The sequence below is a fragment of the Eggerthella timonensis genome (assembly GCF_900184265.1).
In the GTDB taxonomy this organism is placed as follows: domain Bacteria; phylum Actinomycetota; class Coriobacteriia; order Coriobacteriales; family Eggerthellaceae; genus Eggerthella; species Eggerthella timonensis.
On record NZ_FXXA01000002.1, the window covers coordinates 3,084,947 to 3,108,949 of the forward strand.

Below are 24,003 nucleotides of genomic sequence, written 5' to 3' on the forward strand. Positions count from 1 at the left end.
TCGACCTCGTCGGACACGTGAGTGTCTCCCTAGAAAGGAGGTGATCCAGCCGCACCTTCCGGTACGGCTACCTTGTTACGACTTCACCCCCCTTACCCTCCACACCTTCGACGCCTCCGCCCCTTGCGGGTTCGGCCGGCGGCTTCGGGTGCAGACGACTCGGGTGGTGTGACGGGCGGTGTGTACAAGGCCCGGGAACGTATTCACCGCGGCATGCTGATCCGCGATTACTAGCAACTCCGACTTCACGGAGGCGGGTTGCAGCCTCCGATCCGAACTGGGGCCGGCTTTGAGGGATTCGCTCACTCTCGCGAGTTCGCAGCCCGTTGTACCGGCCATTGTAGCACGTGTGCAGCCCAGGGCATAAAGGGCATGATGACTTGACGTCGTCCCCACCTTCCTCCGGCTTGACGCCGGCAGTCTCGCATGAGTCCCCAACTGAATGCTGGCAACATGCGATAGGGGTTGCGCTCGTTGCGGGACTTAACCCAACATCTCACGACACGAGCTGACGACAGCCATGCACCACCTGCGCTGGCTCCTCTCGGCCACCGGGTTTCCCCGGCTTCACCAGCATGTCAAGCCCTGGTAAGGTTCTTCGCGTTGCTTCGAATTAAGCCACATGCTCCGCTGCTTGTGCGGGCCCCCGTCAATTCCTTTGAGTTTTAGCCTTGCGGCCGTACTCCCCAGGCGGGGCGCTTAATGCGTTGGCTGCGGCACGGAGGGCGTTGCCCCCCACACCTAGCGCCCATCGTTTACGGCTAGGACTACCAGGGTATCTAATCCTGTTCGCTCCCCTAGCTTTCGCGCCTCAGCGTCAGTTTCGGCCCAGCAGGCTGCCTTCGCCATCGGTGTTCTTCCCGATATCTGCGCATTCCACCGCTACACCGGGAATTCCGCCTGCCTCTACCGAACTCGAGCCTCCCAGTTCGGGATCCGGCCGGGGGTTGAGCCCTCGGATTAGAGATCCCGCTTGAAAGGCCGCCTACGCGCTCTTTACGCCCAATGAATCCGGATAACGCTCGCTCCCTACGTATTACCGCGGCTGCTGGCACGTAGTTAGCCGGAGCTTCTTCTGCAGGTACCGTCGTTGTTCTTCCCTGCTGAAAGCGGTTTACAACCCGAAGGCCGTCGTCCCGCACGCGGCGTTGCTGCGTCAGGGTTTCCCCCATTGCGCAAAATTCCCCACTGCTGCCTCCCGTAGGAGTCTGGGCCGTATCTCAGTCCCAATGTGGCCGGTCGGTCTCTCAACCCGGCTACCCATCGCGGGCTAGGTGGGCCGTTACCCCGCCTACTACCTAATGGGCCGCGACCCCATCCCTTGCCGTCTGGGCTTTCCCGACCCCTCCAGGCGGAGGGGAAGGAGTATCCGGTATTAGCCTCGGTTTCCCAAGGTTGTCCCGGAGCAAGGGGCAGGTTGGTCACGTGTTACTCACCCGTTCGCCACTCTATGTCCATCCGAAGATGGTTTAATCGTTCGACTTGCATGTGTTAGGCACGCCGCCAGCGTTCATCCTGAGCCAGGATCAAACTCTCCGTTTAAGAGGCGGGAATCGCTTCCCGCTAAGTCCGATCTTGGTTTCGGCCCTCGTGCGCCCCCCGTCTTCGGGATGCGCGCTCGGGCCGGGTTTCCGTTCGCAAGAATCGTTTGCTTGGCTTGTTCTTCTTTCGCTACTCAGTATCCGGTTTTCAAGGTTCTGCGGCGCCCCTCCCGGGGCCCCGTCGCTTTCGGTTCCACCCGAAGCGCAAGGAGATATATTACCCGTCCGTTACCCCGCCGTCAAGAACTTTTTTCCAGTTTCTCGAAAGTTTTTCCGCCGCGGCCGCTCTCGCGCGCCGCGGGCCGGGGGGCTCCGGCGCCGCCCCTCCCTCTCCCGGGGGAAGGCAGCCCGAGTATGTTACCGGCTCCGGGCCCCGGGCGCAAGGGGGGATCGCGGGAAAATCGGGAAATTTTGGGGGAGGGGGCGGGAAGGCCCGGTATGGAAAGAGCATGCCGCTTAGCCGACGATGTCGTGACTGGGTGGTTTTGCGGGGATGGCGAACGCGTGCATATATTAGTATAGGGAACGAACGAAAGGAGCATGCGCCATGCAAAACGAGCCCGACCTCGACCCGACCGTCACCATCGCCCTGCCGCCGTACGCCCTCGAGGCCCTCGACGCGCTCGAGGAGGCCGGCTTCGAGTCGTGGGTGGTGGGCGGCTACGTGCGCGACGCGCTGCTCGACCGCCCTTCGGCCGACATCGACATCGCCACGCAGGCGCCGTGGCAGGACGTGCAGCGGGTGTTCGAAGCGCAGGGCCATCGCACGCACGAGACGGGGACGGCGCACGGCACGCTCACGGTGATCGTGGACGAGCAGGCGCTCGAGATCACGACGTTTCGCAGCGACGGGGCCTACGCCGACGCGCGGCACCCGAAGCAGGTGTCCTTCGTGCGCACCATCGCCGAGGACCTCGCACGCCGCGACTTCACCATGAACGCTTTGGCCTACCACCCCGCGCGCGGCCTGTTCGACCCCTACGGCGGCCACGCCGACCTCGAAGCGCGCGTGATCCGCGCCGTGGGCGACCCGGCCCGCCGCTTCTCGGAAGACGCCCTGCGCATGCTGCGCGCCTGCCGGTTCGCCGCGGAGCTCGGCTTCGCCATCGACCCGGCCACCTTCGAGGGCATGCTGGCGAACAAGGGGCTGCTCCCCCGCATCTCCACCGAGCGCATCACCCGCGAGCTGCAGCGTCTGCTGCTGGGGGCGCATGCGGGAAGCGCGCTCATCGCCACCGTCGACGTGCTGGCCGCCGTGCTGCCCGAGCTCGTGGCCATGAAGGGCTTCGAGCAGCGCACGCCGTACCATATACACGATGTCCTCGAGCACACCGCGCACGTGCTGGACGGCGTGCCGCCCTATCCCCTCGTGCGCTGGGCCGCCCTGTTCCATGACATGGGCAAACCGGCGGCGTTCTTCACCGACGAGGAGGGTACGGGGCACTTCTACGGACATGCCGCCATCAGCGTCATGCTGGCGCGCGGCGTCATGGAGCGCCTCGCGCTGTCGTCAGCCTTCATGACGCGCGTGCTCGTGCTGGTCGAGCGCCATGACGACATCATCGACCTCACGCCGAAGGCGGTGAAGCGCGCGTGCACGCGCCTCGGAGGCGACGCCGATCTGTTCGCCGCCCTATGCGATCTCAAGCGCGGGGACGCGCGCGGACAGGCGCCCCGCTGCATCGGCCGCGTGGCCGACGCCGATGAGCTGGAACGCATCCTGGCCGACGTGCTGGCGGCCGACGAGGCGTTTTCGCTCAAGAAGCTGGCGATCGACGGGCGGGGCGTCATCGCGCTCGGCGTGCCGCAGGGCCCCCTTGTCGGGCGCGCGTTGAACGAAGCCCTCGACGCCGTCATCGACGAGCGCATCGCGAACGAGCCCGATGCGCTGCGCGCCTTCGTCGAAGGCTGGCGCGACGAGCACCTCGAGCGCGACGCTCGGTGACGGCCGCACCACCGCCCGGTGACGGCTTTCCGCCCGTATCGATGCAGCGAGCCCTCGCTTCCTATACTGAGATGCGCGCATCACGATCACCTCAGGAAAGCGAGGCACTCCCATGACCCCACCCTCAGCAACCGTCCAACCGCAGCCGGAAACCGCCGTCGACGCTCCCGACGAGCGCATGAGCATCACAATCTCCCTGAACGGGCCGTACCTCGTGCACGGCGGCATCCCCCTCACCCAGGAGGTCATCACGCCCGTCGGCGGTCATCGCGAGTACCGCACGACGCGAACCTTCCCGCAGCAGGAAACCTACGCGCTGTGCCGCTGCGGCCAGACGAGCACGCCGCCGTTTTGCGACGGCTCCCACGTCGCCGCCAACTTCCACGGCACGGAAACCGCCTCGCGCGCCTCGTTCGAGGAGCGCGCCGACATCCTGCCCGGCCCCGGCGTGACGCTGTACGACGACAACCGCTGCGCGTTCGCACGGTTCTGCCATCGCGAGGACGGCGACGTATGGACGCTCACCGAGCTGTCCGGCGACGAGCGCCTGAAGCACGAGGCGGTCAAAGAGTCCACCGATTGCCCTGCCGGAAGGCTCGTGCACGTCGATTCGGAGACCGGCGCGATCTACGAGCCTCGGTTCGAGCCCTCCATCGCCCTGCTCGAAGATCCCGAAGAAGGCGTGAGCGGTCCTCTGTACGTGCGCGGAGGCATCCCGCTCGTCGGCGTCGACGGCGTCGAGTACGAGCTGCGCAACCGCTATGCGCTCTGCCGCTGCGGCGCGTCACGCAACAAGCCTTTCTGCGACGCCATGCACGTGACCGTGGGGTTCGAAGATGGCCTCAGCGATGATAATGCCTGATGAGATAGGGAAACAAGCACGTTGACTCCCTACCCGCCCATCAAATTCGTCAACTTTTCCAGAAAAATTTGCCGATAAGGCTTGACGAAGCGACGCGTACCCCGTAATATAACAACTCGCGCTTGCGACTGTTGCAAAAGCAGCAGGAGCACATCGGTTAGCCGATGGGGTGTCGTCTAATGGCAGGACAGCGGTTTCTGGTACCGTATGTGAGGGTTCGACTCCTTCCACCCCAGCCATTTTTACGGTATACTGCACAGCGCACTATGTGGCTCCGTCGTCTAGCGGTTTAGGACGCCGCCCTCTCAAGGCGGAGGTCGCCGGTTCGAATCCGGTCGGAGCTACCAAGAAATGACAGGCCAGCGGATCACTCCGCTGGCCTTTTTCTTTGTGTTTCCCCCTCCTCCGCCGCAGCCCTCCTATCCTGTGCGCAGCACGCTGTCGTACAATGGCGGCGAACGAAGAGAAAAGGAACCTCATGGAGAACGAACAAGACCGCACATCCCGCGCCCCGGCCGCCGACGCGTCCGTCGAGCTGCCGTTCGGCGAGCCCTTGCTTATCTGCCCGGGCCTCTATCGCGTCCGCGTGCCGCTCCCCCACAACCCCCTGCAGGCGCTCAACTCCTACATCGTCCTGGGAGAGGAGACGACCACGATCATCGACGTGGGCTTCAACCATCCCGCATGCGAGGAAGCCCTCGACAAGGCGCTCGACGCGCTGGGACGCACCTGGGACAGCGTCGAGATCGTGCTGACGCACTCGCACCCCGACCACACGGGCAACCTCGACCGCATCTACCGCGACGGCATGCGGGTGTACGCGAACCTCCACTCCTTCAAGGAGGTGGAGAACCTCATGCAGATGCAGGCGAACGTGTTCGGCCCCTTGCTGCGGAAGGCCGCGACGCCCCAGCAGAGCGGGCTCGTGTTCCGCAAGGGCAAGCACCGATTGCACGTGTCCGCCGAACTGCTGCCGCTGACATGCAAGCCCGACCTCATCTACCTGCACGAAGGCGACGTGCTGCGCGCCGGCGATTTCACCTTCGAGGTGATCGAGACGCCGGGGCACGACCCGTGGCACATCTGCCTGTACGAGCCTGACCGCAAGCTCATGATCATCGGCGACCACGTGCTGGAGCGCATCACGCCGTCGGTGTCGTCGTGGTTCCCCGCCTACAACGCCCTGGAGGAGTTCCTGGAGAGCCTCGGGAAGATGTACTCCTACGATGTGGAGCTCGTGCTTCCCGCGCACGGGACCCCCTACACCGAGCTGCGCGAGCGCGTCATGTTCCTCATCGCGCACCACGGGGAGCGTCTGCAGGAGCTCTACGACCTCGTGGCCGCCGGGCACGACGACATCGTGTCCATATCGTCGCACGCGAAATGGCGCTACGAGAACTGGCACGAATGGCCGCTCGACCAAAAGTTCTTCTCGATGGGCGAGACGATGGCCCACCTCGTGCACCTCGTGTGCGAGGGCAAGATCAAGCAAACCATCTGCGGCGACGAGTACCGTTTCGAACTGCCGTAAGCCTGCATCCATGTTGGAAGGGAGCATCATGCGCATCGACCTGATCATCGAAAGCCGAGCCGTGTTCACGGGGACCGACGGGTCGGCCTGCCCCGCTGCCATCGCCATCGCCGGCGACCGAATCGCCGCCGTCGGGCCGCGCGAGGACGTGCGCGCCTTCGCGCTGGAAGCGAACGGAGGCGGCCCCGCGCCCGAGGTGCGTGACTTCGGCGACGCGCTCGTGGTTCCCGGCTTCCACGACTCCCACCTGCACTTCTTTCACTCGGCCGTATACGCCTCCCCGCTGGCAACCATGTTCCTCGGCGAGAACGAGGCAGACTGCGTCGAGCGCATGCGGGCATTCGCCGAACAGCGCCCGAGCGGCTGGCTGCTGGCGCAGGGGTGGCGCGAGTACCGCTGGGACCCGCCCGTGCTGCCCTCGAAGCGCTCGCTCGACGAGGCCTTCCCCACCCGTCCCGTGGCGCTGTATTCGGGCGACGCCCACACGCTGTGGCTCAACTCCGCGGCGCTGGCCGAGCTGGGGCTCACGCGCGACAGCGTCCCTCCCGCGGGCGGAACGTACGACCGAGACGAGGCTGGCGAGCTGACCGGCATCGTGCGCGAGGCGGCCGCCATGGAGCTGATGCCGCAGATCATGGGATCGTTCACCGACGACGAGGTGGCAAGCGCGTACCGCGGGTTCTTCGCGCGCCTGGCCGAGAACGGGGTGACGAGCGTGTGCGACATGTCGCTCATGGCGCATCCGGGACTCGACTTCATCCGCGACGACGTGCACGCCGCTCTGCTCGAGCGCGGCGAGCTGACCGCGCGCGTGCACCTCTTCCCCACGCTCACGGGCGACATGGGCCGTTTCGAGACGATGCGCGCACGGTACACGGGGCCGTGCCTGCAGGCGCCCGGCTTCAAGCAGTTCTTCGACGGCGTGTCGAGCCAGCACACGGCCTGGGTGACCGAACCCTACGCGAACGCGCGCGTCGAAGGCGACTGCGGCCGCCCCACGGTGGACGCCGCCGTCATGCGCTCCTACGTGCTTTCCGCCGCCGAGCAAGGCTATCCCGTGCGCATCCACACGATCGGCGACGCGGCCATCCATGCCGCGCTCGACATCTTCGAGGAGGCGCGCGCGAAGTTCGGCCCGCTGCCCGAGGGACGTCGCAACTGCCTCGAGCACCTCGAGAACTTCCTGCCCGAAGACCTCGACCGTTTGGCGGAATTGCAGGTGGTGGCCGCCGTGCAGCCGCCGCACATGACGCTCGACCCGGGCGGCCCCGAGCGCGACCTCGGCCCCGAGCGCGCTCGCTACATGTGGCCGCTGCGCACGCTGCTCGACCGCTCCACGGTGCTCGCGTTCGGAACGGACTCGCCCGTGGTGGACGTGAACTCGATGGACGTGCTGTACAGCGCGGTGAGCCGCCAAGATCCCGGCACGCACGAACCCGCAGGCGGATGGCTGCCCGGCGAACGCATCGGCATGGCGGAGGCCCTGCGCGCCTACACGCAGGGCAGCGCTGCGGCGGCGGGTCGCCGACGCGAGCTGGGAACGCTCGAGGTGGGCAAGCTGGCCGACATCGCCGTGCTCGACCGCAACCTGCTGACCTGCGAGATCGAGGACATCCAGAAGACGAAGGTGCTGGCCACCTTCATGGGCGGTCGCTGCGTGTTCGAATGAGACAAAGGGACGGGGTATTCGTCTCATTCACCGAAAGAGACAAAGGGCGCGGGGCGATCATCGCGGAATGAGACGAATACCCCGTCCCTTTGTCTCATTCCCACATGTGATCGAGCGGGCCGCTGCCCCGTCCCAGGTCGAGGCCCGAGGCGAGGGCGCCGTGGACGTAGTCCTTCGCAGCGCGCACTGCTTCCTCCATCGGAAGGCCCTTCGCGAGGCCGCAGGCGATGGCCGATGAGAGCGTGCAGCCCGTGCCGTGGGTGTTCTTCGTGTCGATGCGCGCGGCGCGCAGCCAGCAGGCCGGCGCGTCCGTGCTCGCCACCAGCACGTCGTCGGCGCGCTCGACGCCGTGCCCGCCCTTCACGAGCGCGGCGCCCCGTATCCGTCCGGCCAGCTCGCGCGCTGCACGCTCCATGGACGCGTCGTCGTCCACCGAAAACCCGCACAGCACCTCCGCCTCCGGCATGTTCGGCGTGACCACGTCCGCGAGGGGCAGCAGGCGCGCCTTCAGCGCCTCGACAGCGTCCTCGCTGATGAGCCGCGCGCCGCTCGTGGCCACCATGACGGGATCGACCACGATGTTGGTCGCCCCGTGGCGCTCGAGCGCGTCGGCAACGGCCTCGATGATGGCGGCCGACGACACCATGCCCACCTTCACGGCGGCGGGGCGGATGTCCTCGAACACGGCGTCGATCTGCTGGGTCACGAAGGCCGGGTCGACGTCGAGCACGCCGGTCACGCCGAGGGTGTTCTGCGCCGTGAGGGCCGTGAGGGCCGTTTCGGCGAACAGGCGATGCGCGGCGATGGTCTTGATGTCGGCCTGGATCCCTGCGCCCCCGCTGGAATCCGACCCCGCGATGCTGAGCACTGCTTCCATGTCGTTGTCCTTTCCTCGAGCGACGGCGCGGCTACGCGCCGAGCGCCGCCTGCACCGCCGCGCGCAGGCGGCGCGTGGTCGCTTCGATATCGTCGGCCGCGAAGATGGCCGACACCACGGCCGCCCCGTCGGCGCCCGTGCCCGCGAGCGCGGGGATGGTCTGCTCGTTCAGGCCGCCGATGGCCACCACGGGAACGTCGACCGCCGCGCAGATGGCGGCGAGGCCGTCCGTTCCCACGTCGGCGGCTTCCGGCTTCGTCGACGTGCCGAACACGGCGCCCACGCCCAGGTAGTCGGCCCCGGCGGCCTGGGCGGCCAGCGCCTGCTCCACGGTCTGCACCGACACGCCCACGATGGCGTCCGGCCCGAGCTTCGCGCGCGCGTCGGCGCACGCGGCGTCCTCCTGGCCCACGTGCACGCCGTCGGCGCCCGCTCGCGCCGCGGCCTCCACGTCGTCGTTCACGACGAACGGCACGCCCGCCGCGCGCGCGAGCGGGGCCAGCGCGCGGGCCCGCAGCACCACCTCGGCCTGGGGCGCGTCCTTCTCGCGCAGCTGCAAAAACGTCGCGCCGCCCGCCAGCGCCTCCTCGACGCAGGCGCTCAGCGTGCGCTCCCCCAGCCACATGCGGTCGGTGACCGCGTACAGCGCCATCGCGCGGCGCAGGTTCTCCCGTGGGTACATCGGCTCTCCTCTCGCTTCCGCCGGCTACGCCAGCTCTTCGATCCGCGCACCCGCTTCGAGCGCGGCGCCGTCGAGGTTGTACAGCGCGTCGAGCAGGTAGGTGCGAAACGTTGCGTTGCCGTCGTAGCCGCTCATGCGGTTCTGGGCGACCTGGCCCGCAAGACCCATGCCGGCGACGGCGGCCGCCATGGCGTCGAGCGTCGCGCCCGGGTTCGCCACCGCGAACGCCGCGCACACGCACGACAGCATGCAGCCGGCGCCCGTGATGCGGCCCATGAGGGGATGGCCGTTGCGGACGGCGTAGGCGCGCTCGGCGTCGGCCACGATGTCGATGGCACCCGTAATGGCCACGATCGCGCCCGTCTTCGCCGCGAAATCGCGCGCGAACACCGCGCCGGCCGCCAGGTTGCCTTCGCGCACCGCATCGTCGGGGCACACGTCCACGCCGCGCGTGGCCGCCGCGCCTCCGGCGAGCGCCTTCACCTCCGACATGTTGCCGCGGATGACGGACACGGACAGCTTGTCGAGCAAATCGCCCGCCACGCGCGTGCGCAATGCCGACGCTCCCGCGCCCACCGGGTCGAGCACGATGGGGTGGCCCAGTTCGCCCGCTCGCGCGCCGGCTGCGAACATGCCCTCGATGCTGCGCTCGTTCAACGTGCCGATGTTGAGCGTGAGGCCGCCGCAGATGGACGTGATGTCCTCCACATCGGCAGGCTCGTCGCTCATGATGGGGCTCGCGCCGATGGCCAGAAGCGCGTTCGCGCAGTCGTTCACCGTCACGTAGTTCGTGATGCTGTGCACGAGCGGCGTCGTGGCGCGCACGTTGTCGAGCGCGCGCTGCAAGGCGAATGGTTCCATAGGTTACTCCTTCCCGAGGTCGACCGTCAGGCCGTCCATGATGGTGTTCACGGTGCGCATGGCGCACATCTCGCCGCACATGGTGCAGGTGCCGTCGGTCGAGGGCGGAGCGCTCTCGAAGTAACGGCGCGCCTTGACCGGGTCGAGCGCCTCGGCGAACATGCCCTCCCAATCCACGCGGCGGCGCGCATCGCTCATGCGGTTGTCGCGGTCGCGAGCGCCGGGCAGCCCGCGCGCGATGTCGGCCGCGTGCGCGGCGATCTTCGTGGCCACGAGACCCTCGCGCACGTCGGCGGCATCGGGCAGGCGCAGGTGCTCGGCCGGCGTGACGTAGCACAGGAAGTCGGCACCCGAAGCCGCGGCCACCGCGCCCCCGATGGCGGCCGTGATGTGGTCGTAGCCCGGCGCGATATCGCAGACGAGCGGACCCAGCACGTAGAAGGGCGCGTCGTGGCACAGGCGCTTCTCCAGCTTCATGTTGGCGGCGATCTCGTCGAGCGCCATGTGCCCCGGCCCTTCCACCATCACCTGCACGCCCGCATCCCATGCGCGCTTCGTGAGCTTGCCGATCTCGATGAGCTCGGCGATCTGGCCTGCGTCCGACGCGTCGTAGGTGGAGCCGGGGCGCATGGCGTCGCCCAAGCTGACGGTCACATCGTGCTCGTGCAGGATGGCCAGCACCTCGTCGTAGAACTCGTAGAAGGGGTTCTCGTTGCCGGTGGCCTCCATCCACGCGAAGATGAGCGACCCGCCGCGGCTCACGATGTTGGTGAGGCGGCCCGTTTCGCGGAACGACTCGATGGTGCGCCGGTTCATGCCGGCGTGGATGGTGACGAAGTCCACGCCGTCCTCGGCGTGCGCGCGCACCACGTCGAGGAAGTCCTCTGCCGTGATGGCGACGAGCGGCTTCTCCAGGTATCCGATCGCGTCGTACATGGGCACGGTGCCGATCATCGCCGGCGACTTCTCGATGAGCGCGCGGCGAAACGCGTGCGTCTTGCCGGTGTTCGACAGGTCCATGATGGCCTCGGCGCCCAGCTCGAGGGCCACGTCGACCTTCTTCCACTCCTCGGCCTCGTCGGCGACGTCGCCCGAGATGCCGAGGTTCACGTTCACCTTCGTGCGCAAGCCGCCGCCCACGCCCTCGGGAGAGAGGCTCGTATGGTGGATGTTCGCGGGGATGGCGATGCGCCCTGCCGCCACGCCCTCTCGGATGAACTCGGGGTCGCGGCCTTCCTTCTCGGCCACCAGCGCCATTTCGCGGGTGACGGTGCCCGCGCGTGCCGCATCGATCTGCGTCATAGAACTCCCTTCGTTGGCATTACCCATGTCAGGTTCCTCGGGTCGAAGCGTGCATCGGCGCTTCCTCTCAGCCTGCCCGGCCGCGATGCGGCTGCAAGCTCCCCGGTATGAAAAGGTACGAGGGTCAGTATAGCCGACGCGCGAGCGGATGCGGAGGGGAACGGCAGCAGGTTGGAGCGAGCGCGCGGAAAAAAGCCCCGGGCGCGCTGCCCGGGGCGGAAAGGATGGTGCCCCCAGGAGGATTCGAATCTCCGTTTCCGGCTTGAGGAGCCGGCGTCCTTGGCCGCTAGACGATGGGGGCGTATGAGGCAAGGAGGCCGCACGCGATACCGCGGCCTCCGGAAGCATCAGGACGAGGGGCCGGCGAAGGCCTCGGCGAGCGACGATTCCACCGCGCGGGAGAACGCGTCGATCTCGTCGTCGGTGTGCGCGAGCGAGAGGAACAGGCCCTCGAACTGGCTCGGCGCGATGAGGAAGCCGCGGTCGAGCATCCCCGCGAAGTAGCGGGCGAACGCATCGACGTCGCTCGCCTTCGCGCTCTCGTAGTCGCGCACGGGCTCGGGCGAGAAGAACAGCGTTGCCAGCGAGCCCGCACGGTTGACCGTGCAGGGCGCGTGCGCGGCGGCGATGGCGCGGCGCACGCCTTCCTCGAGGCGCGCGCCCTTGGCCTCGAGCGCGTCGTAGGCCCCCGGGCGCTCGAGCACGGCAAGCGTCGCGAGGCCCGCCTCCATGGCCACGGGGTTGCCGGAAAGCGTGCCCGCCTGGTACACCGGGCCGCACGGCGCGAGCGCGCGCATCACGTCGGCGCGGCCGGCGAAGCAGCCGACGGGGAACCCGCCGCCGATGACCTTGCCGAGCGTGCACAGGTCGGGCAGCACGCCGTAGCGCTCCTGCGCGCCGCCGAGCGCGGCACGGAACCCGCTGATCACCTCGTCGAATATGAGCAGCGACCCCACGTCGTCGCACAGGCGGCGCAGCCCTTCGAGGAATCCCGGCTCGGGCGGCACGACGCCCATGTTGCCCGCGATGGGCTCCACGATGACGCAGGCGACCTCGCCCTCATGCGCGTTCAAGACGCGCTCGACGGCGTCGAGGTCGTTGTACGGCACGACGAGCGTGTCGCGCGCGGCCCCCTCGGTGACCCCCGGCGTGCCGGGGATGCCGAGCGTGGCCACGCCGCTGCCCGCGTTCGCCAGCAGCGCGTCGGAGTGCCCGTGGTAGCAGCCGTCGAACTTGACGACGAGCGGCCGTCCCGTGAACCCGCGCGCGAGGCGCACCGCGCTCATGGTGGCCTCGGTCCCCGACGACACCATGCGCGCCATCTCGGCGCAGGGGACGAGCTCGCACACCTTGCTCGCCAGGCGCACCTCGGCCTCGCACGGCGCGCCGAACGACAGCCCGCGCTCGAGCTGGTCGCGCACGGCGTCGAGCACTTCCGGCGGGCGGTGGCCGAGGATCATCGGCCCCCACGAGCCGATGAAGTCGACGTACTCGTTACCGTCCACGTCGACGACATGGCTGCCGAGGGCGCGCTCGTAGAACGCCGGGGTTATGCCCACGTTCGCGAACGCGCGCACGGGCGAGTTCACGCCCCCGGGGATGCGCTCGCACGCGGCGGCGAACAGCGCGGCCGAGCGGTCGCGGCGACGGGTTGCAGTCATCATAGGTCCTCCTCGAAGTAGCGCATGGACGTCTTCTTGAACTCGCGGGCCGACAGCAGCAGACGCGGCGGCTCAACCTCGATGCCCGCGTCGGCCAGGTCGGCGTGCAGCCGCGCCGCCACCCGCTCGCAGCTTGCGCGGTCGCGGCCGTGGATCATGGTGTAGAGGTTGTACGGCCAGGTGGCGCGGCGCGGCCGTTCGTAGCAGTGGCTCACCTCCGCCGGCGCGGACAGGATCGCTCCGGCCTCGAGCGCCAGCTCGTCGGGCACGTCCCACACCCCCATCGCGTTGCTCGAGAACCCCATGCGGCGGTGGCGCACCATCGCGCCGAAGCGGCGGATGGCGCCCGCCTCGAGCAGCTGGCGCGTGCGCTCGACGGCCCACGCCTCCCTCAACGCGCGCCCCGCGTGCCCGCCGGCCCTCTCGGCGGCCAGCGCGAAGGGGCGCAACGTGCCGCCGAGGTCGTCTTGCAGCGCGCGCACGAGCGCCCGGTCGGCCTCGTCGAGCGGCTCCGCCACGACGCGCGCCGGCTCGAGGGGCGCGCGGGCGAGCGCGGGCGCGGGGGCTGCGGCGACGGAATCCGCGGCAGCCTCGGCGTCGTCCCGCACATCGAACGCCACCTTGATCTTGAACAGGCGCACCGCCGGCAGTACGAGCAGGTCGTCGCATCCGGTCTCGGCCACGATGCGCGCGAGCTCGGCGTCGCGCGCCACCTTGCCGCGCGCGATGAGCGTGAACCACAGGTTGTACCGGTCGTCGCGCTCGTAGTTGTGCGTGATGCCCGGATGCGCGCCCACGAGCGCGGCTACCCGGTCGAGGTCGTCGGGCGCGACGGCGAGGGCCGCGAGCGTCGACGCGTAGCCGATGCGCGACGACTCGAAGCTCGCGCCGATGCGCCGGACGATGCCCGCCGCGCGCGCGGCCTCCACCGCGGCGAACGCCTCGCCCTCCGTCGCGCCGCACGCTGCGCCGAGCGCGACGTAGGGGCGCTCGCACACGGAAAGCTCCTGCTGCACGCGCGTGAGCACCGCGCGCGCCAGCGGCGAGTCCAGGTCCGCGGCGGCCGTCGCCTCAGCGGCCATGATGCCCTCCGATGATCCAGCGCGCCGCGTCCTTCGCGTGGTACGTGACGATGGCGTCGGCGCCCGCGCGCTTCATGGACAGCAGCGTCTCCAGCACCACGCGCCGCTCGTCGATCCATCCCTGCGCGGCGGCGGCCTTCACCATCGCGTACTCGCCCGACACGTTGTAGGCCACGGTGGGGAACGCGAACGCGTCCTTCACGCGCCCCACGACGTCGAGATACGACAGCGCCGGCTTCACGATGACGAGGTCGGCGCCCTCTTCGATGTCGAGCCGCACCTCGCGCAGCGCCTCGTCGCTGTTCGCCGGATCCATCTGGTAGGCCGAGCGGTCGCCGAACGCCGGGGCCGAGTCGGCCGCGTCGCGGAACGGGCCGTAGTAGCCCGACGCGTACTTCGCCGCGTACGCCATGATGGGCACGCGCGAGAAGCCCGCCTCGTCGAGCGCGGCGCGCAGGGCCGCCACGCGCCCGTCCATCATGTCGGAGGGCGCCACCATGTCGGCGCCGGCGCGGGCGTGGCTCACGGCCTCGGCGGCCAGCAGCTCGAGCGTCGCGTCGTTGTCCACGTCGCCCCGCTCGTCGAGCACGCCGCAGTGGCCGTGGCTCGCGTACTCGCACAGGCACACGTCGGTGATCACGTGGAAGTCGGGCGCGCAGCGCTTGATCGCGCGCACGGCCTCCTGCACGATGCCGCCGTCGTCGTAGGCCTCGCTGCCCCGCTCGTCCTTGTGCGCGGGCAGGCCGAACAGCATGACCGAGGCCACGCGGCAGCGGCGCAGCTCGTCCACCTCGCCCGCCAGCTGGTCGACCGACAGCTGGAACACGCCCGGCATGGACGGCACCTCGTCGCGCACGCCCGTGCCCGGCTTCACGAACAGCGGGTAGATGAAATCGCTCGGCTCGACGGAGGTCTCGCGCACGAACGCGCGCACCGTCGGGTTCGCGCGCATGCGGCGCGGCCGGTAGGCGGGAAATCCCATGGTAGAAGCTCCTCTCCGGCGCGGTTACGCGACGCCGATCTCCTCGTCGGTCAGATAGCATGCGGGATCGGGGCCCCACAAGTCGCCCGTCGCCGCCTCGCTGCGCACGCGGAAGTTCCCGTTGCAGACGTCGAGCCAGCGGCACTGCTTGCAGCGCCCCTTCACGAACGGGCGCTTGTCCTTCAGGCGGAACATGAGCTCGCTCTGCTCGGTGGCGCGGCTCGTGTCGGTCCAGATCTCGGAGAACGGCCGCTCGCGCACGTTGCCCAGCGGGAAGTGGCGCCAGAACTGGTCGGCGTACACCTCGCCGTCCCAGCTCACGCACCCGATGCCCGCGCCGGTGGAGTTGCCGCGGTTCCACTGCAGGAGCTGCAGCACCTCCTCGGCGCGCGCGGGGTCCTCGCGCAAGAGCTCGAGGTAGACGAAGGGCCCGTCGGCGTGGTTGTCCACCGTGAGGATCTCGGGCGCGCCGCCGCGGTCGAACCAGTCGCGCGTGCGGTCCATGATGAGCCGCACCGCCGCGCGCGTCTCGGCGTGGTCGAGGTCCTCGTCCATGAGCGCGCTGCCGCGGCCCGTGTACACGAGATGGTAGAAGCAGGCGCGCTTCACCCCCTCGGCCTCCATGATGTCGAACACGTCGGCTATCTCGCGCCAGTTGCGCCTGTTGACGGTCATGCGCAGGCCCACCTTGATGCCCGCCGCGTTCGCGTTGCGGATGCCCTCGATGGCGCGCTCGAAGCTGCCGGGCAGGCCGCGGAACTCGTCGTGGGTCTTCTGCGCGCCGTCGAGCGACACGCCCACGTACGACAGCCCCACCTCGGCGAAGCGCGCGGCCAGCTCGGGCGTGATGAGCGTGCCGTTCGTCGACAGCACCACGCGCATCCCGCGGTTCTTCGCGTACTGCATGAGCTCCACGACGTCGGGGCGCATGCACGGCTCGCCGCCCGAGAACAGCAGCACCGGCGCGCCGAACGCGGACAGGTCGTCGATCATGGCCTTCGCCTCGGCCGTGTCCATCTCGCCCTCGTAGCCCTTGCACTCCGACGCCGCATAGCAGTGCACGCAGCGCAGGTTGCACGTCTGCGTGCAGTTCCACACGACGACGGGCTTCTTGTCCTTCGAGAACTGCAGAAGCTCGCTCGGCAGCCGGGCGGAGTCGCGGTTGTAGCGCAGCACGTCGGCGGGCTCCACGGCCCCGCAGTACAGCTTGGAAATCCCTATCATGTGCGTCCCTTCACTTTCTCTTCGCGCGCGTCGCGCGATGTTCCACGATGGCGTGCACCAATCCAACGATCGTATACTCCTCGGCCTCGGCCGCGACGCTCAGCCCCTCGTCGCGGGCGGTGGCGGTGGTGATGGGCCCGATGGAGTAGAAGTCCAGGTTCTCGAGCAGCGCCTTGCCGTCCGGGCCGAGGCCGCGCGCGAGCCCGACGAAGTTGCGCACCGTGGACGACGAGGTGAACGTCACGGCGTCCACCTCCCCGGCGGCCATGCGCGACAAAGCGGGCTCGACGGAGGCGCGCGGCGGCGGCACCGTGCGGTACACGGGCGCGACGTCCACCCGGGCGCCGCGTGCCCGCAGCATCCGAGGGAGCGCCTCGCGCGCCTCGAGGGCGCGGGGCACGAGCACCCAATCGCCTCGCGCCAACCCGGCCTCTATGAGGACGTCGGCAACCGCCTCGGCGCGGTACTCGCCCGGCACGAAGTCGGCCGCAACGCCGTGCGCCGCCAGCTCCTCCGTCGTGGCCGGTCCGATGGCCGCGATGCGCGCGCAGGCGAGCGCGCGGCTGTCCAACCCCGCGAGCGCAAGGCGCCGGAAGAACGCCTCCACGCCGTTCGCGCTCGTGAAGACGATGAAGCGATAGCCTGCCAATCGCGCGATGCACGCGTCCGCCTCGTCGTAGGAGGGCGGCGGAACGATGTCGATGGTGGGCAGCTCGACCACCGAGGCGCCGAGCGCGCGCAGCCGAGCGGACAACGCGCTTGCTTGCGCGCGCGTGCGCGTGACGGCGACGGTCGATCCCGCAAGCGGCCCGGGCTCGAACCAGGCCAGCCGATCGCGCAGCGCCGCCACCGCGCCCACGACGATGATGGCGGGTGCTTTGAAGCCGACTGCGGCCGCGCGCGCGGCGACGGTCTCCAGCGTGCCGGCGAGCACCTCCTGCTCGGGCGTCGTGCCCCACCGCACGAGCGCGACCGGGGTGTCGGCCGGCCTGCCCGCCTCCATGAGGCGCCGCGCGATGACGGGCAGGTTCCGCACGCCCATGTAGAAGCACAGCGTGTCCGCGCCGTGCGCGATGCCCTCCCAATCGATGGCCGACTCGTCCTTCGCCGGATCCTCGTTGCCGGTGACGAACGCCACCGACGAGGCCAGGCCGCGGTGCGTGACCGGCACGCCCGCATAGGCCGGCGCCGCGATACCGCTCGTCACGCCGGGCACGACCGAGCAGCGGATGCCGGCCTCGCCGAGCGCGAGCGCCTCCTCGCCGCCGCGGCCGAACACGAACGGGTCGCCTCCCTTGAGGCGCACGAGCACCCCGCCGCCCCGCTCCCCGAGCTCGCGCGCCTTGCGCACGAGCAAGCGGTTGATCTGGTCTTGCGTCACGTGCTCGGAAAAGCCCTTCTTGCCCACGTACACCCGCTCGGCGCCCGCGGGAGCGTGCGCCAGCAGCGCCGGGTTCGCCAGGTAGTCGTACACCACCACGTCGGCGCGCCCAAGCGCCGCAGCCCCCGCCAGCGTCAGCAGGCTCGGGTCGCCCGGGCCCGCGCCCACGAGCAGCACCTCCACGTCGGTTCTCGCGTCGGCCGCCCTCATACGAGCCTCCTCTCGTCGCCCGTGGCGCGCACCTCGTCGAGCACGGCGCGCGCTCCGCGAGCCTCCAGATCCTCCACGGCACGCTGGGCGAGCGCGCAGGCTTCGCGCACAGCGGCCTCCACGGCTTCGAGGCTTTTCGGGCGCGTGAGCGGCGCCTCCTGGCGGCTTCGCAGCACGAGCGACCCGTCGAGCTTGCCCACGAACGCGTCGAGCGCGAGCATGCCCTCCTCGAAGCGCGCGTACGCGCCGATGGGAACCTGGCAGCCGCCGTCGAGCGCGCGCATGACGTGGCGCTCGGCCGCCACGCACGCATCGGTTGCCGCATCGCGCACGAGCGCGCAGGCCTGCGCCGTGCGCTCGTCGTCTGCGCGGATCTCGAGCCCGATGGCCCCCTGCCCCACGGCCGGCACGACGACGTCCGTCGGGAACGCCTCGGCCACCTGGCCGCCCCAGCCCATGCGCTCGATGCCGGCGGCGGCCAGCACGATGGCGTCGAGCGCGCCGTCGTGCACCTTCGCGATGCGCGTGTCCAGGTTGCCGCGCACCTCGACGTAGTCGAGGTCGTCGCGCACCGCGCGCAGCTGGGAGAGGCGCCGCAGCGCGCCGGTGCCCACGCGCGCGCCGGCCGGCAGGTTCGCGAACGTCGTGCTGGGCGGGGCCACGAGCACGTCGCGCGCGTCGGCGCGCGGCAGGCAGCCCGCCAGCATGAGGCCGTCCGGCAGCGCCGTGGGCACGTCCTTCATCGAATGCACGCACACGTCCACGCGACCGTCGAACAACGCTTGTTCGAGCTCCTTCGTGAACAGGCCCTTGTCGCCGATCTTGGACAGCGCGACGTCGAGGATCTTGTCGCCCTTCGTCTTGATCACCTCGACGTCCACCTCGGTTCCAGGAAGGGCGGCGCGCAGGCCGTCGGCCACATGATGCGCCTGCCACAGCGCCAGCTTGCTTCCGCGGGTCCCAATCTTCAGGCAACGCACGAGCGCTCCTCTCGGTTGTGGGGGCAGGCGCCGCCGCGTGCGCGAGCGCACGCGGTTCCGGCGGCGAGGCGGCACGCGCGCCCCTCGTCACTGCGGCACGAGAACCCCTGCGGGTAGGCGTCGAGGCCGAACAGGTAGCGCGCGGCCTCGGTGTAGCGGTACGCGTCCGGGTCGCCCGCCTGCTTGCGCAGCCGCGCCGTCGGTCCGTGCAGCAGCTTCTTCGCCACGGCGTTCGCCAGCGCGTCGAGCACGGCCCGCTCCTCCTCAGACGGCGCGCCGCCGTGAAGCGCCGCGAGCGCCTTCGCCGCGCGGGCGGCCTCGGCCTCGCACACGCTGCGGGCCTTGCCGTGCATCTGCTTCACCGTGGGGGCCACCTCGCGCTCCTGGAGCCACGAGAGGAACGCGTCGGCCTGCTCGGCCACGAGCGCTTCGGCCCGCACCGACTCGGCCGCGCGCGAGCGCGCGTTGTCGGCCATGGCCGCGTCGAGGTCATCGAGGTCGAAACACGCCGCCCCCGCGATCTCGGCGCAAGCGGGTTCTACTGTGCGCGGCATCCCCACGTCCACCACCACGAGGGGAGGCGCGTCGTCGTCGCGCTTTCCCACGGCCCGGGCGAGCGCGTCGCGCGTGACCAGCACCTCGTCGCCACCCGCGCACGCCACCACGATGTCGGCTTCGGCGAGGCGATCCTCCAGCTCGTCGAGCGTCGCCGGAATCCCTCCCACGCGCGCCGCGGCATCCTCGGCGCGCGCGAACGTGCGGTTCGCCACCACGACGCGGCCCACCCCGCGCTCGGCGAGGTACGACAGCGCGAGCAGCCCCATCTCGCCGGCGCCCACCACGAGGGCGCCCCGCCCTTCGAGCGTTCCCAGCGCACGCTCGGCCAGCTGCACCGCCGCGGTGGACACCGACACGGAGCGCTCGCCGATGGCCGTGCGGTCGCGCACGAGCTTGCCCGTCTCGAGCGCGCAGCGGAACAGCCGACGCACGACCTCTCCCACCGCGCCGGCCTCCTCGGCAGCCGCGAACGCGCGGCGCACCTGTCCGATGATCTGGGCTTCTCCCAACACGAGCGAGTCGAGCGAGGATACGACGCGGAAGAGGTGCTCCACCGCGCCCGGCCCCTGCTTTACGACGAGCGCCCGGCCGAGCGGCTCCGCATCGTCCGGACCCATGCCCGGCAGCGCGCGGAGCCTCTCGACGACGGCGCGCACGCCATCGGGCGCGGTGACGGCGGATGCGTACACCTCGGTGCGGTTGCACGTGGAGAGCATCACGGCTTCGGACACCGCGTCGTCCGCGAGCAGCGCGGCCAGCTCGGCGCCCAGGCGTTCGGCAGGAACGGCCAGCTTGCCGCGCAGCTCGACGGAAGCGGTCTTGTGGCTCACGCCCACGGCCAGAAGCGTCATCGGGGATCGCCCCCTTCGGCGCCCTCGGCGCGGGCAGCGGCCACCGCTACGGCCTCGGCGTAGACGGCTTCGGCGTCGAGGCGCTCGCCCGCGCGCCGGCGCTCGAGCAAATCCAGATCGCAGGCCGCCTCGAGCACGCGAGCGCGGTCGGCCTCGCCGCCCGAGACGCGCGAGCGCACGAGCGCACGCACCTCGGCGAGCAGCTCCACGTACGCCTCCCAGTCCTCGGGATAGCGCTCTTCCAGCTCGCGCCTCAGCCGTTTCGCGAGCGCCGGCGCGGCTCCGCCAGTGGACACGGCCACCTGCAACGAGCCGCGACGCACCACCGACGGCACGATGAAGCTGCAGTGCGCGGGATCGTCCACGACGTTCGCCAGCACGCCGCGCGCTTCGGCTTCGGCGTAGACGGCCTCGTTCACCGCCGCGTCGTCGGTAGCGGCGTACACGATGAACGCGCCTTCCAGATCGCTCGGGCGAAACGCGCGCCGCTCGAGAGCGATGCATCCCTCGCGCGCCCACGCCTCCAAGCGCTCGGTCGCCGCCAGCGCCACGACCAGCACGCGCGCGCCGGATCGCACGAGCCCGGACACCTTGCGCTCGGCAACGCTCCCCCCTCCCACGACGAGCGCCGCGCGCCCGCGCACGTCGAGGAACACCGGGTAGTAGGGCGCGCCCCCTTCCCGCCGATCGACAACCGCCTCGTGCACCGCATCCGTCATACGACCTCCTTTGCATCGCAGCTCGTCCGTCCCCGAACAGCCTCGCGGGGCATGCGGGCACACGGGTATCCAAGCCGGGCATGCCGGTCCTTCGGCCCGTGCGGACCGCGTTTTGAACTATGTCGGATTCGTTGTATCGTCTCGCGTCTTCGCGCGAGCGCCTCTCGTCTGCGGTCGGTCTCATCCCGACCGTCTCTGAGGATATGGTATGACGTAGCGTCGCCGTCAACGGCGTTTTTGGATAATCCGATGATGCTAGGGAAAATCCCCTATCGAAATGCTTAGCTTTGCTCGGTCCCCGCAGGTTCGGCGGCGTGCGCGAGCGGATAGAACACGTACAGCGTACCCTCCTCGACGGCCACCGTGGCCTCCTCGCCGGTCAGCTCGTTCGACAGGCCGCGCGAGGTGCGGTTCGACAGCGGCTCGTCGTCGAGCGAGTACGCCAAGCCGCGCTCGATGACGCCGCGCGCCGTGTCGTTGGCCGAGAACACCGATACGGTGCCCTCGGACAGCGGCGGCAGCTCGAACACGTCGGGGCCCGTGAGCAGGCGCACGGCGTAGGTGTCGGCGACGGCCGTCACGTACGCGTCCCGCTCCGAGAACCGCGCGAACAACTGCAGGTTCGCCAGCGTGTGGTCGAGCCTCCCCCCCAGCGCGCCGTACACGACGAGCTCGTCGTGGCCCCAGGACAGCGCCTTCTCGATGGCCAGCTCCATGTCGCTCTTGTCCTTCTTGACGGGATGGCGCGACACGCGGCGGCACTTCGGCACGTAGCCGAGCGAGTCGAAGTCGCCCACGGCCATGTCGGGCACCGCGCCGATGGCCTCGAGATGGGCGAAGCCCGCGTCCACCGCGATGACGAAATCGAACTCCTCGGCCGCCTGGCGGGCCTGGAAATCCTCCGCATTGAAATCGACCGCTCCCACGAGCGCGCACGTGCCTGCCATGTTCCCTGTGTCCTTTCAGCGATTTCGAGGTTCGACGTGTTAGAATACCATACGCGAGCGGGCCAGACGATCGCGCACTTCGGTGTGAGGAAAGTCCGGGCTCCATAGGGCAAGATGCCAGCTAACGGCTGGGCGGGGCGACCCGACGGACAGTGCCACAGAAAAGAAGACTCCCCCGCGAACACGCGCTTCGGCGCGCGGCAACGGGAGAAAAGCTGAAACGGTGCGGTAAGAGCGCACCAGCGCGTCGGCAACGGCGCGGCTTGGAAAACCCCATCTGGAGCAAGCGCAAATAGGAACGCGACACGGTTGCCCGCCGTACGTTCGGGTTGCGTGCTTAAGGCGTCTGGCGACAGGCGTCTCAGATAAATGGTCGTCCAACGACAGAACCCGGCTTACCGGCCCGCTCGCATTCTCTTTCTCCGTCTTTTTCTGTCACACCTTGCACATGCAGCCGTCTAATATCGTGTACGAGGAACGCGCAAGCGCTCCTTCCCTGACGAAAGGCTGGAACCATGCAATCGAAGACAACCCATGCGCCCACGTTCGACCTCGTGGACAAAGCCATCGCCGGCGATAGCCAGGCGCTCGAAGAGCTGCTTGCCTCCACGAGCGGCCTCGTGTTCAACCTCGCGCTGAGGTTTTTGGGCACCGTCCACGACGCCGAGGACGCCACCCAGGAGATCGCGGTCAAGATCATGACCCGCCTCTCGACGTTCCGCAAGGAAAGCGCATTTTCCACCTGGGTGTACCGCATCGCCGTGAACCACCTCAAGGACTGCCGTACGCACCAGTTCGCGCACGCTCCCTTCAGCTTCGAGATGTACGGGGCCGACATCTCAGACGAGCGCGCGAACGACGTGCCCGACCTGTCCGAAGGCGTCGATCGCGACCTGCTGGCGCGCGAGCTGAAGCTGTCGTGCACGAACGTGATGCTGCAGTGCCTCGACGCCGACAGCCGCTGCGCCTACGTGCTGGGCACCATGTTCAAAGTGGACAGCGTCACGGCGGGCGACGTGCTGGGCATCACGCCCGAGGCATACCGCCAGCGCCTGTCGCGCGCCCGCAAGACCGTGGCCGAGTTCCTGGGCGCGTACTGCCAACACGGCGGATCGAACGCATGCTCGTGCGCGCGCCGCGTGGACTTCGCCATCGCGACGCACCGGTTGGCGCCGCACAACCTGGAATACCTCGAGCTCACCGAGGAAGAACGCACGCAGGACGCGTTCGTCGACGCGATGGAGCAGCTGGACGGCTACGCCAGCCTGTTCGACCAGCTGCCGACGTACCGCCCCACGCCGCGCGCGAAGGAGCTGCTGGAGGCCTGCATGAGCACGGCGAGCTTCGCCGCAGTGACGGGCGGGGACGGGGAGGCCGTCCATGCCTAGCCGCAACGCCCTCATGCTGGAGTTCTTGGCCGACCTGCGCGAGCACAACTCGCTCGATTGGATGCACGCCCACGAGAAGCGGAAGAAGGAGGCGCAGGCCGCGTTCGTCGGCCTCGTGCGGGAATGCATCGACGACCTTGCAGCCGACGAGCCCGCGCTGGCCGCGCTCGACCCCAAGAGCCTCGTGTTCCGCATCAACCGCGATACGCGCTTCAGCGACGACAAGTCCCCCTACAACCCCTCGTTTCGCGCGCACATCTCCCCCGCCGGGCGCGCGCCCGTCCCCGTGGGATACTACCTCCACCTCGCGCCGGGCAGGTCGTTCGCAGGCGGCGGGCTGTTCGCGCCGCACTTCAAGGACGCCACGTGCATGATGCGCGACCGCATCGCTGCCGATCCGCAGGCGTTTCTCGCCGTCGTGGAAGAGCCTGCGTTCGCCGAACGCTTCCAGTTCCTCGGCATGCCGCTCAAGAACGTGCCGAAGGGCTACGACCCCGAGAGCCCGGCCGCGGACTACCTGAAGTGCAAGTGCTGGTCGGTCGAGGAGCGCCTCGACGACGCCACGGTGGCCGACGACGAGTCCTGCCGACGCGCGCTGCGGGAAAGCTTCCGCGTGATGCGGGACTTCAACGCGTACGTGAACGAGGCGCTGGAAGGGTTCGAGATGCCCACGCGGTAGCGGGGCGCCCAGCCGGCAGGACGAGATGCCGGAACCGTATCTCGTCCTGCCAGCACAAAATCGCAGTTATG

At 69.3% G+C, this 24,003-nt stretch carries 19 protein-coding genes, 3 tRNA genes, 1 rRNA gene, 1 other RNA gene and 1 riboswitch; of the genes, 9 read left to right on the forward strand and 15 right to left on the reverse strand.

Going from position 1 to position 24,003, the window contains the following annotated elements; translation table 11 throughout:
• Positions 1-33 precede the first annotated feature (33 nt).
• Positions 34-1,542: ribosomal RNA gene (locus tag C1A15_RS12955) — 16S ribosomal RNA — on the reverse strand.
• Positions 1,543-2,088: 546 nt separating this feature from the next.
• On the opposite strand from C1A15_RS12955, the gene C1A15_RS12960 reads away from it, so the two are divergent.
• From C1A15_RS12960 to C1A15_RS12985, 6 genes are all read left to right on the forward strand, one after another.
• Positions 2,089-3,486 (forward strand): CCA tRNA nucleotidyltransferase, encoded by a 1,398-nt coding sequence (locus C1A15_RS12960; protein WP_101722957.1) that lies wholly within the window; start codon positions 2,089-2,091, stop codon positions 3,484-3,486.
• 112 nt (positions 3,487-3,598) lie between these two features.
• Complete coding sequence (locus C1A15_RS12965) at positions 3,599-4,348, forward strand: CDGSH iron-sulfur domain-containing protein (protein WP_101722958.1); 750 nt, start codon at positions 3,599-3,601, stop codon at positions 4,346-4,348.
• A gap of 165 nt (positions 4,349-4,513) precedes the next feature.
• Positions 4,514-4,587, forward strand: a tRNA-Gln gene (locus C1A15_RS12970).
• Between the two features lie 31 nt (positions 4,588-4,618).
• Positions 4,619-4,695: transfer RNA gene (locus tag C1A15_RS12975), tRNA-Glu, on the forward strand.
• Positions 4,696-4,826: 131 nt separating this feature from the next.
• Positions 4,827-5,879, forward strand: a complete 1,053-nt coding sequence (locus C1A15_RS12980) for an MBL fold metallo-hydrolase (RefSeq protein ID WP_101722959.1) — start codon at positions 4,827-4,829, stop codon at positions 5,877-5,879.
• Between the two features lie 28 nt (positions 5,880-5,907).
• The gene (locus tag C1A15_RS12985) at positions 5,908-7,548 is read left to right on the forward strand and encodes an amidohydrolase (RefSeq protein WP_101723796.1); all 1,641 of its coding nucleotides are present in this window, start codon (positions 5,908-5,910) and stop codon (positions 7,546-7,548) included.
• A 94-nt stretch (positions 7,549-7,642) separates the two neighbouring features.
• Here the strand turns inward: C1A15_RS12985 and thiD are convergent, their stop codons facing one another.
• From thiD to C1A15_RS13055, 14 genes are all read right to left on the reverse strand, one after another.
• Positions 7,643-8,425, reverse strand: a complete 783-nt coding sequence (thiD, locus tag C1A15_RS12990; RefSeq protein WP_101722960.1) for a bifunctional hydroxymethylpyrimidine kinase/phosphomethylpyrimidine kinase — start codon at positions 8,423-8,425, stop codon at positions 7,643-7,645.
• 31 nt (positions 8,426-8,456) lie between these two features.
• A complete protein-coding gene (gene thiE / locus C1A15_RS12995) occupies positions 8,457-9,107 on the reverse strand; it encodes a thiamine phosphate synthase (protein ID WP_101722961.1) in 651 nt (216 codons plus the stop codon).
• 24 nt (positions 9,108-9,131) lie between these two features.
• Positions 9,132-9,968 carry a hydroxyethylthiazole kinase gene (gene thiM / locus C1A15_RS13000; RefSeq protein WP_101722962.1) on the reverse strand — a complete coding sequence of 279 codons (837 nt, stop codon included), beginning with the start codon at positions 9,966-9,968 and terminating at the stop codon, positions 9,132-9,134.
• Positions 9,969-9,971: 3 nt separating this feature from the next.
• On the reverse strand, positions 9,972-11,270 hold the full coding sequence (thiC, locus tag C1A15_RS13005; RefSeq protein WP_101722963.1) for a phosphomethylpyrimidine synthase ThiC: 1,299 nt from the start codon (positions 11,268-11,270) through the stop codon (positions 9,972-9,974).
• Positions 11,259-11,385, reverse strand: a riboswitch (TPP riboswitch). Its footprint overlaps the gene before it by 12 nt.
• A gap of 110 nt (positions 11,386-11,495) precedes the next feature.
• Positions 11,496-11,571: transfer RNA gene (locus C1A15_RS13010), tRNA-Glu, on the reverse strand.
• Between the two features lie 46 nt (positions 11,572-11,617).
• Positions 11,618-12,934 carry a glutamate-1-semialdehyde 2,1-aminomutase gene (gene hemL / locus C1A15_RS13015; protein ID WP_425430949.1) on the reverse strand — a complete coding sequence of 439 codons (1,317 nt, stop codon included), beginning with the start codon at positions 12,932-12,934 and terminating at the stop codon, positions 11,618-11,620.
• On the reverse strand, positions 12,931-14,013 hold the full coding sequence (gene ahbB, locus C1A15_RS13020) for a siroheme decarboxylase subunit beta (protein WP_101722964.1): 1,083 nt from the start codon (positions 14,011-14,013) through the stop codon (positions 12,931-12,933). The genes hemL and ahbB overlap by 4 nt, the downstream gene beginning before the upstream one ends.
• A complete protein-coding gene (gene hemB, locus C1A15_RS13025) occupies positions 14,003-14,995 on the reverse strand; it encodes a porphobilinogen synthase (RefSeq protein WP_101722965.1) in 993 nt (330 codons plus the stop codon). Before hemB ends, ahbB begins: the two co-directional genes overlap by 11 nt.
• A 24-nt stretch (positions 14,996-15,019) precedes the next feature.
• Positions 15,020-16,219 carry a 12,18-didecarboxysiroheme deacetylase gene (gene ahbC / locus C1A15_RS13030; protein WP_101722966.1) on the reverse strand — a complete coding sequence of 400 codons (1,200 nt, stop codon included), beginning with the start codon at positions 16,217-16,219 and terminating at the stop codon, positions 15,020-15,022.
• 10 nt (positions 16,220-16,229) lie between these two features.
• The gene (cobA, locus tag C1A15_RS13035) at positions 16,230-17,810 is read right to left on the reverse strand and encodes a uroporphyrinogen-III C-methyltransferase (protein ID WP_101722967.1); all 1,581 of its coding nucleotides are present in this window, start codon (positions 17,808-17,810) and stop codon (positions 16,230-16,232) included.
• Positions 17,807-18,790: a hydroxymethylbilane synthase gene (hemC, locus tag C1A15_RS13040; RefSeq protein WP_101722968.1), complete on the reverse strand. Its 984-nt coding sequence runs from the start codon at positions 18,788-18,790 to the stop codon at positions 17,807-17,809. Before hemC ends, cobA begins: the two co-directional genes overlap by 4 nt.
• Positions 18,778-20,199 carry a glutamyl-tRNA reductase gene (hemA, locus tag C1A15_RS13045; RefSeq protein ID WP_101722969.1) on the reverse strand — a complete coding sequence of 474 codons (1,422 nt, stop codon included), beginning with the start codon at positions 20,197-20,199 and terminating at the stop codon, positions 18,778-18,780. Before hemA ends, hemC begins: the two co-directional genes overlap by 13 nt.
• Positions 20,196-20,918 (reverse strand): precorrin-2 dehydrogenase/sirohydrochlorin ferrochelatase family protein, encoded by a 723-nt coding sequence (locus C1A15_RS13050; protein ID WP_101722970.1) that lies wholly within the window; start codon positions 20,916-20,918, stop codon positions 20,196-20,198. Before C1A15_RS13050 ends, hemA begins: the two co-directional genes overlap by 4 nt.
• Before the next feature lie 281 nt (positions 20,919-21,199).
• Positions 21,200-21,865 carry a thiamine diphosphokinase gene (locus C1A15_RS13055; protein ID WP_101722971.1) on the reverse strand — a complete coding sequence of 222 codons (666 nt, stop codon included), beginning with the start codon at positions 21,863-21,865 and terminating at the stop codon, positions 21,200-21,202.
• Positions 21,866-21,919: 54 nt separating this feature from the next.
• On the opposite strand from C1A15_RS13055, the gene rnpB reads away from it, so the two are divergent.
• From rnpB to C1A15_RS13070, 3 genes are all read left to right on the forward strand, one after another.
• An RNA gene (gene rnpB, locus C1A15_RS13060) (RNase P RNA component class A) lies at positions 21,920-22,279 on the forward strand.
• Positions 22,280-22,380: 101 nt separating this feature from the next.
• Complete coding sequence (locus C1A15_RS13065) at positions 22,381-23,253, forward strand: RNA polymerase sigma factor (RefSeq protein ID WP_101722972.1); 873 nt, start codon at positions 22,381-22,383, stop codon at positions 23,251-23,253.
• Complete coding sequence (locus C1A15_RS13070) at positions 23,246-23,932, forward strand: DUF2461 domain-containing protein (protein WP_101722973.1); 687 nt, start codon at positions 23,246-23,248, stop codon at positions 23,930-23,932. The genes C1A15_RS13065 and C1A15_RS13070 overlap by 8 nt, the downstream gene beginning before the upstream one ends.
• The last annotated feature ends 71 nt before the right edge of the window (positions 23,933-24,003 follow it).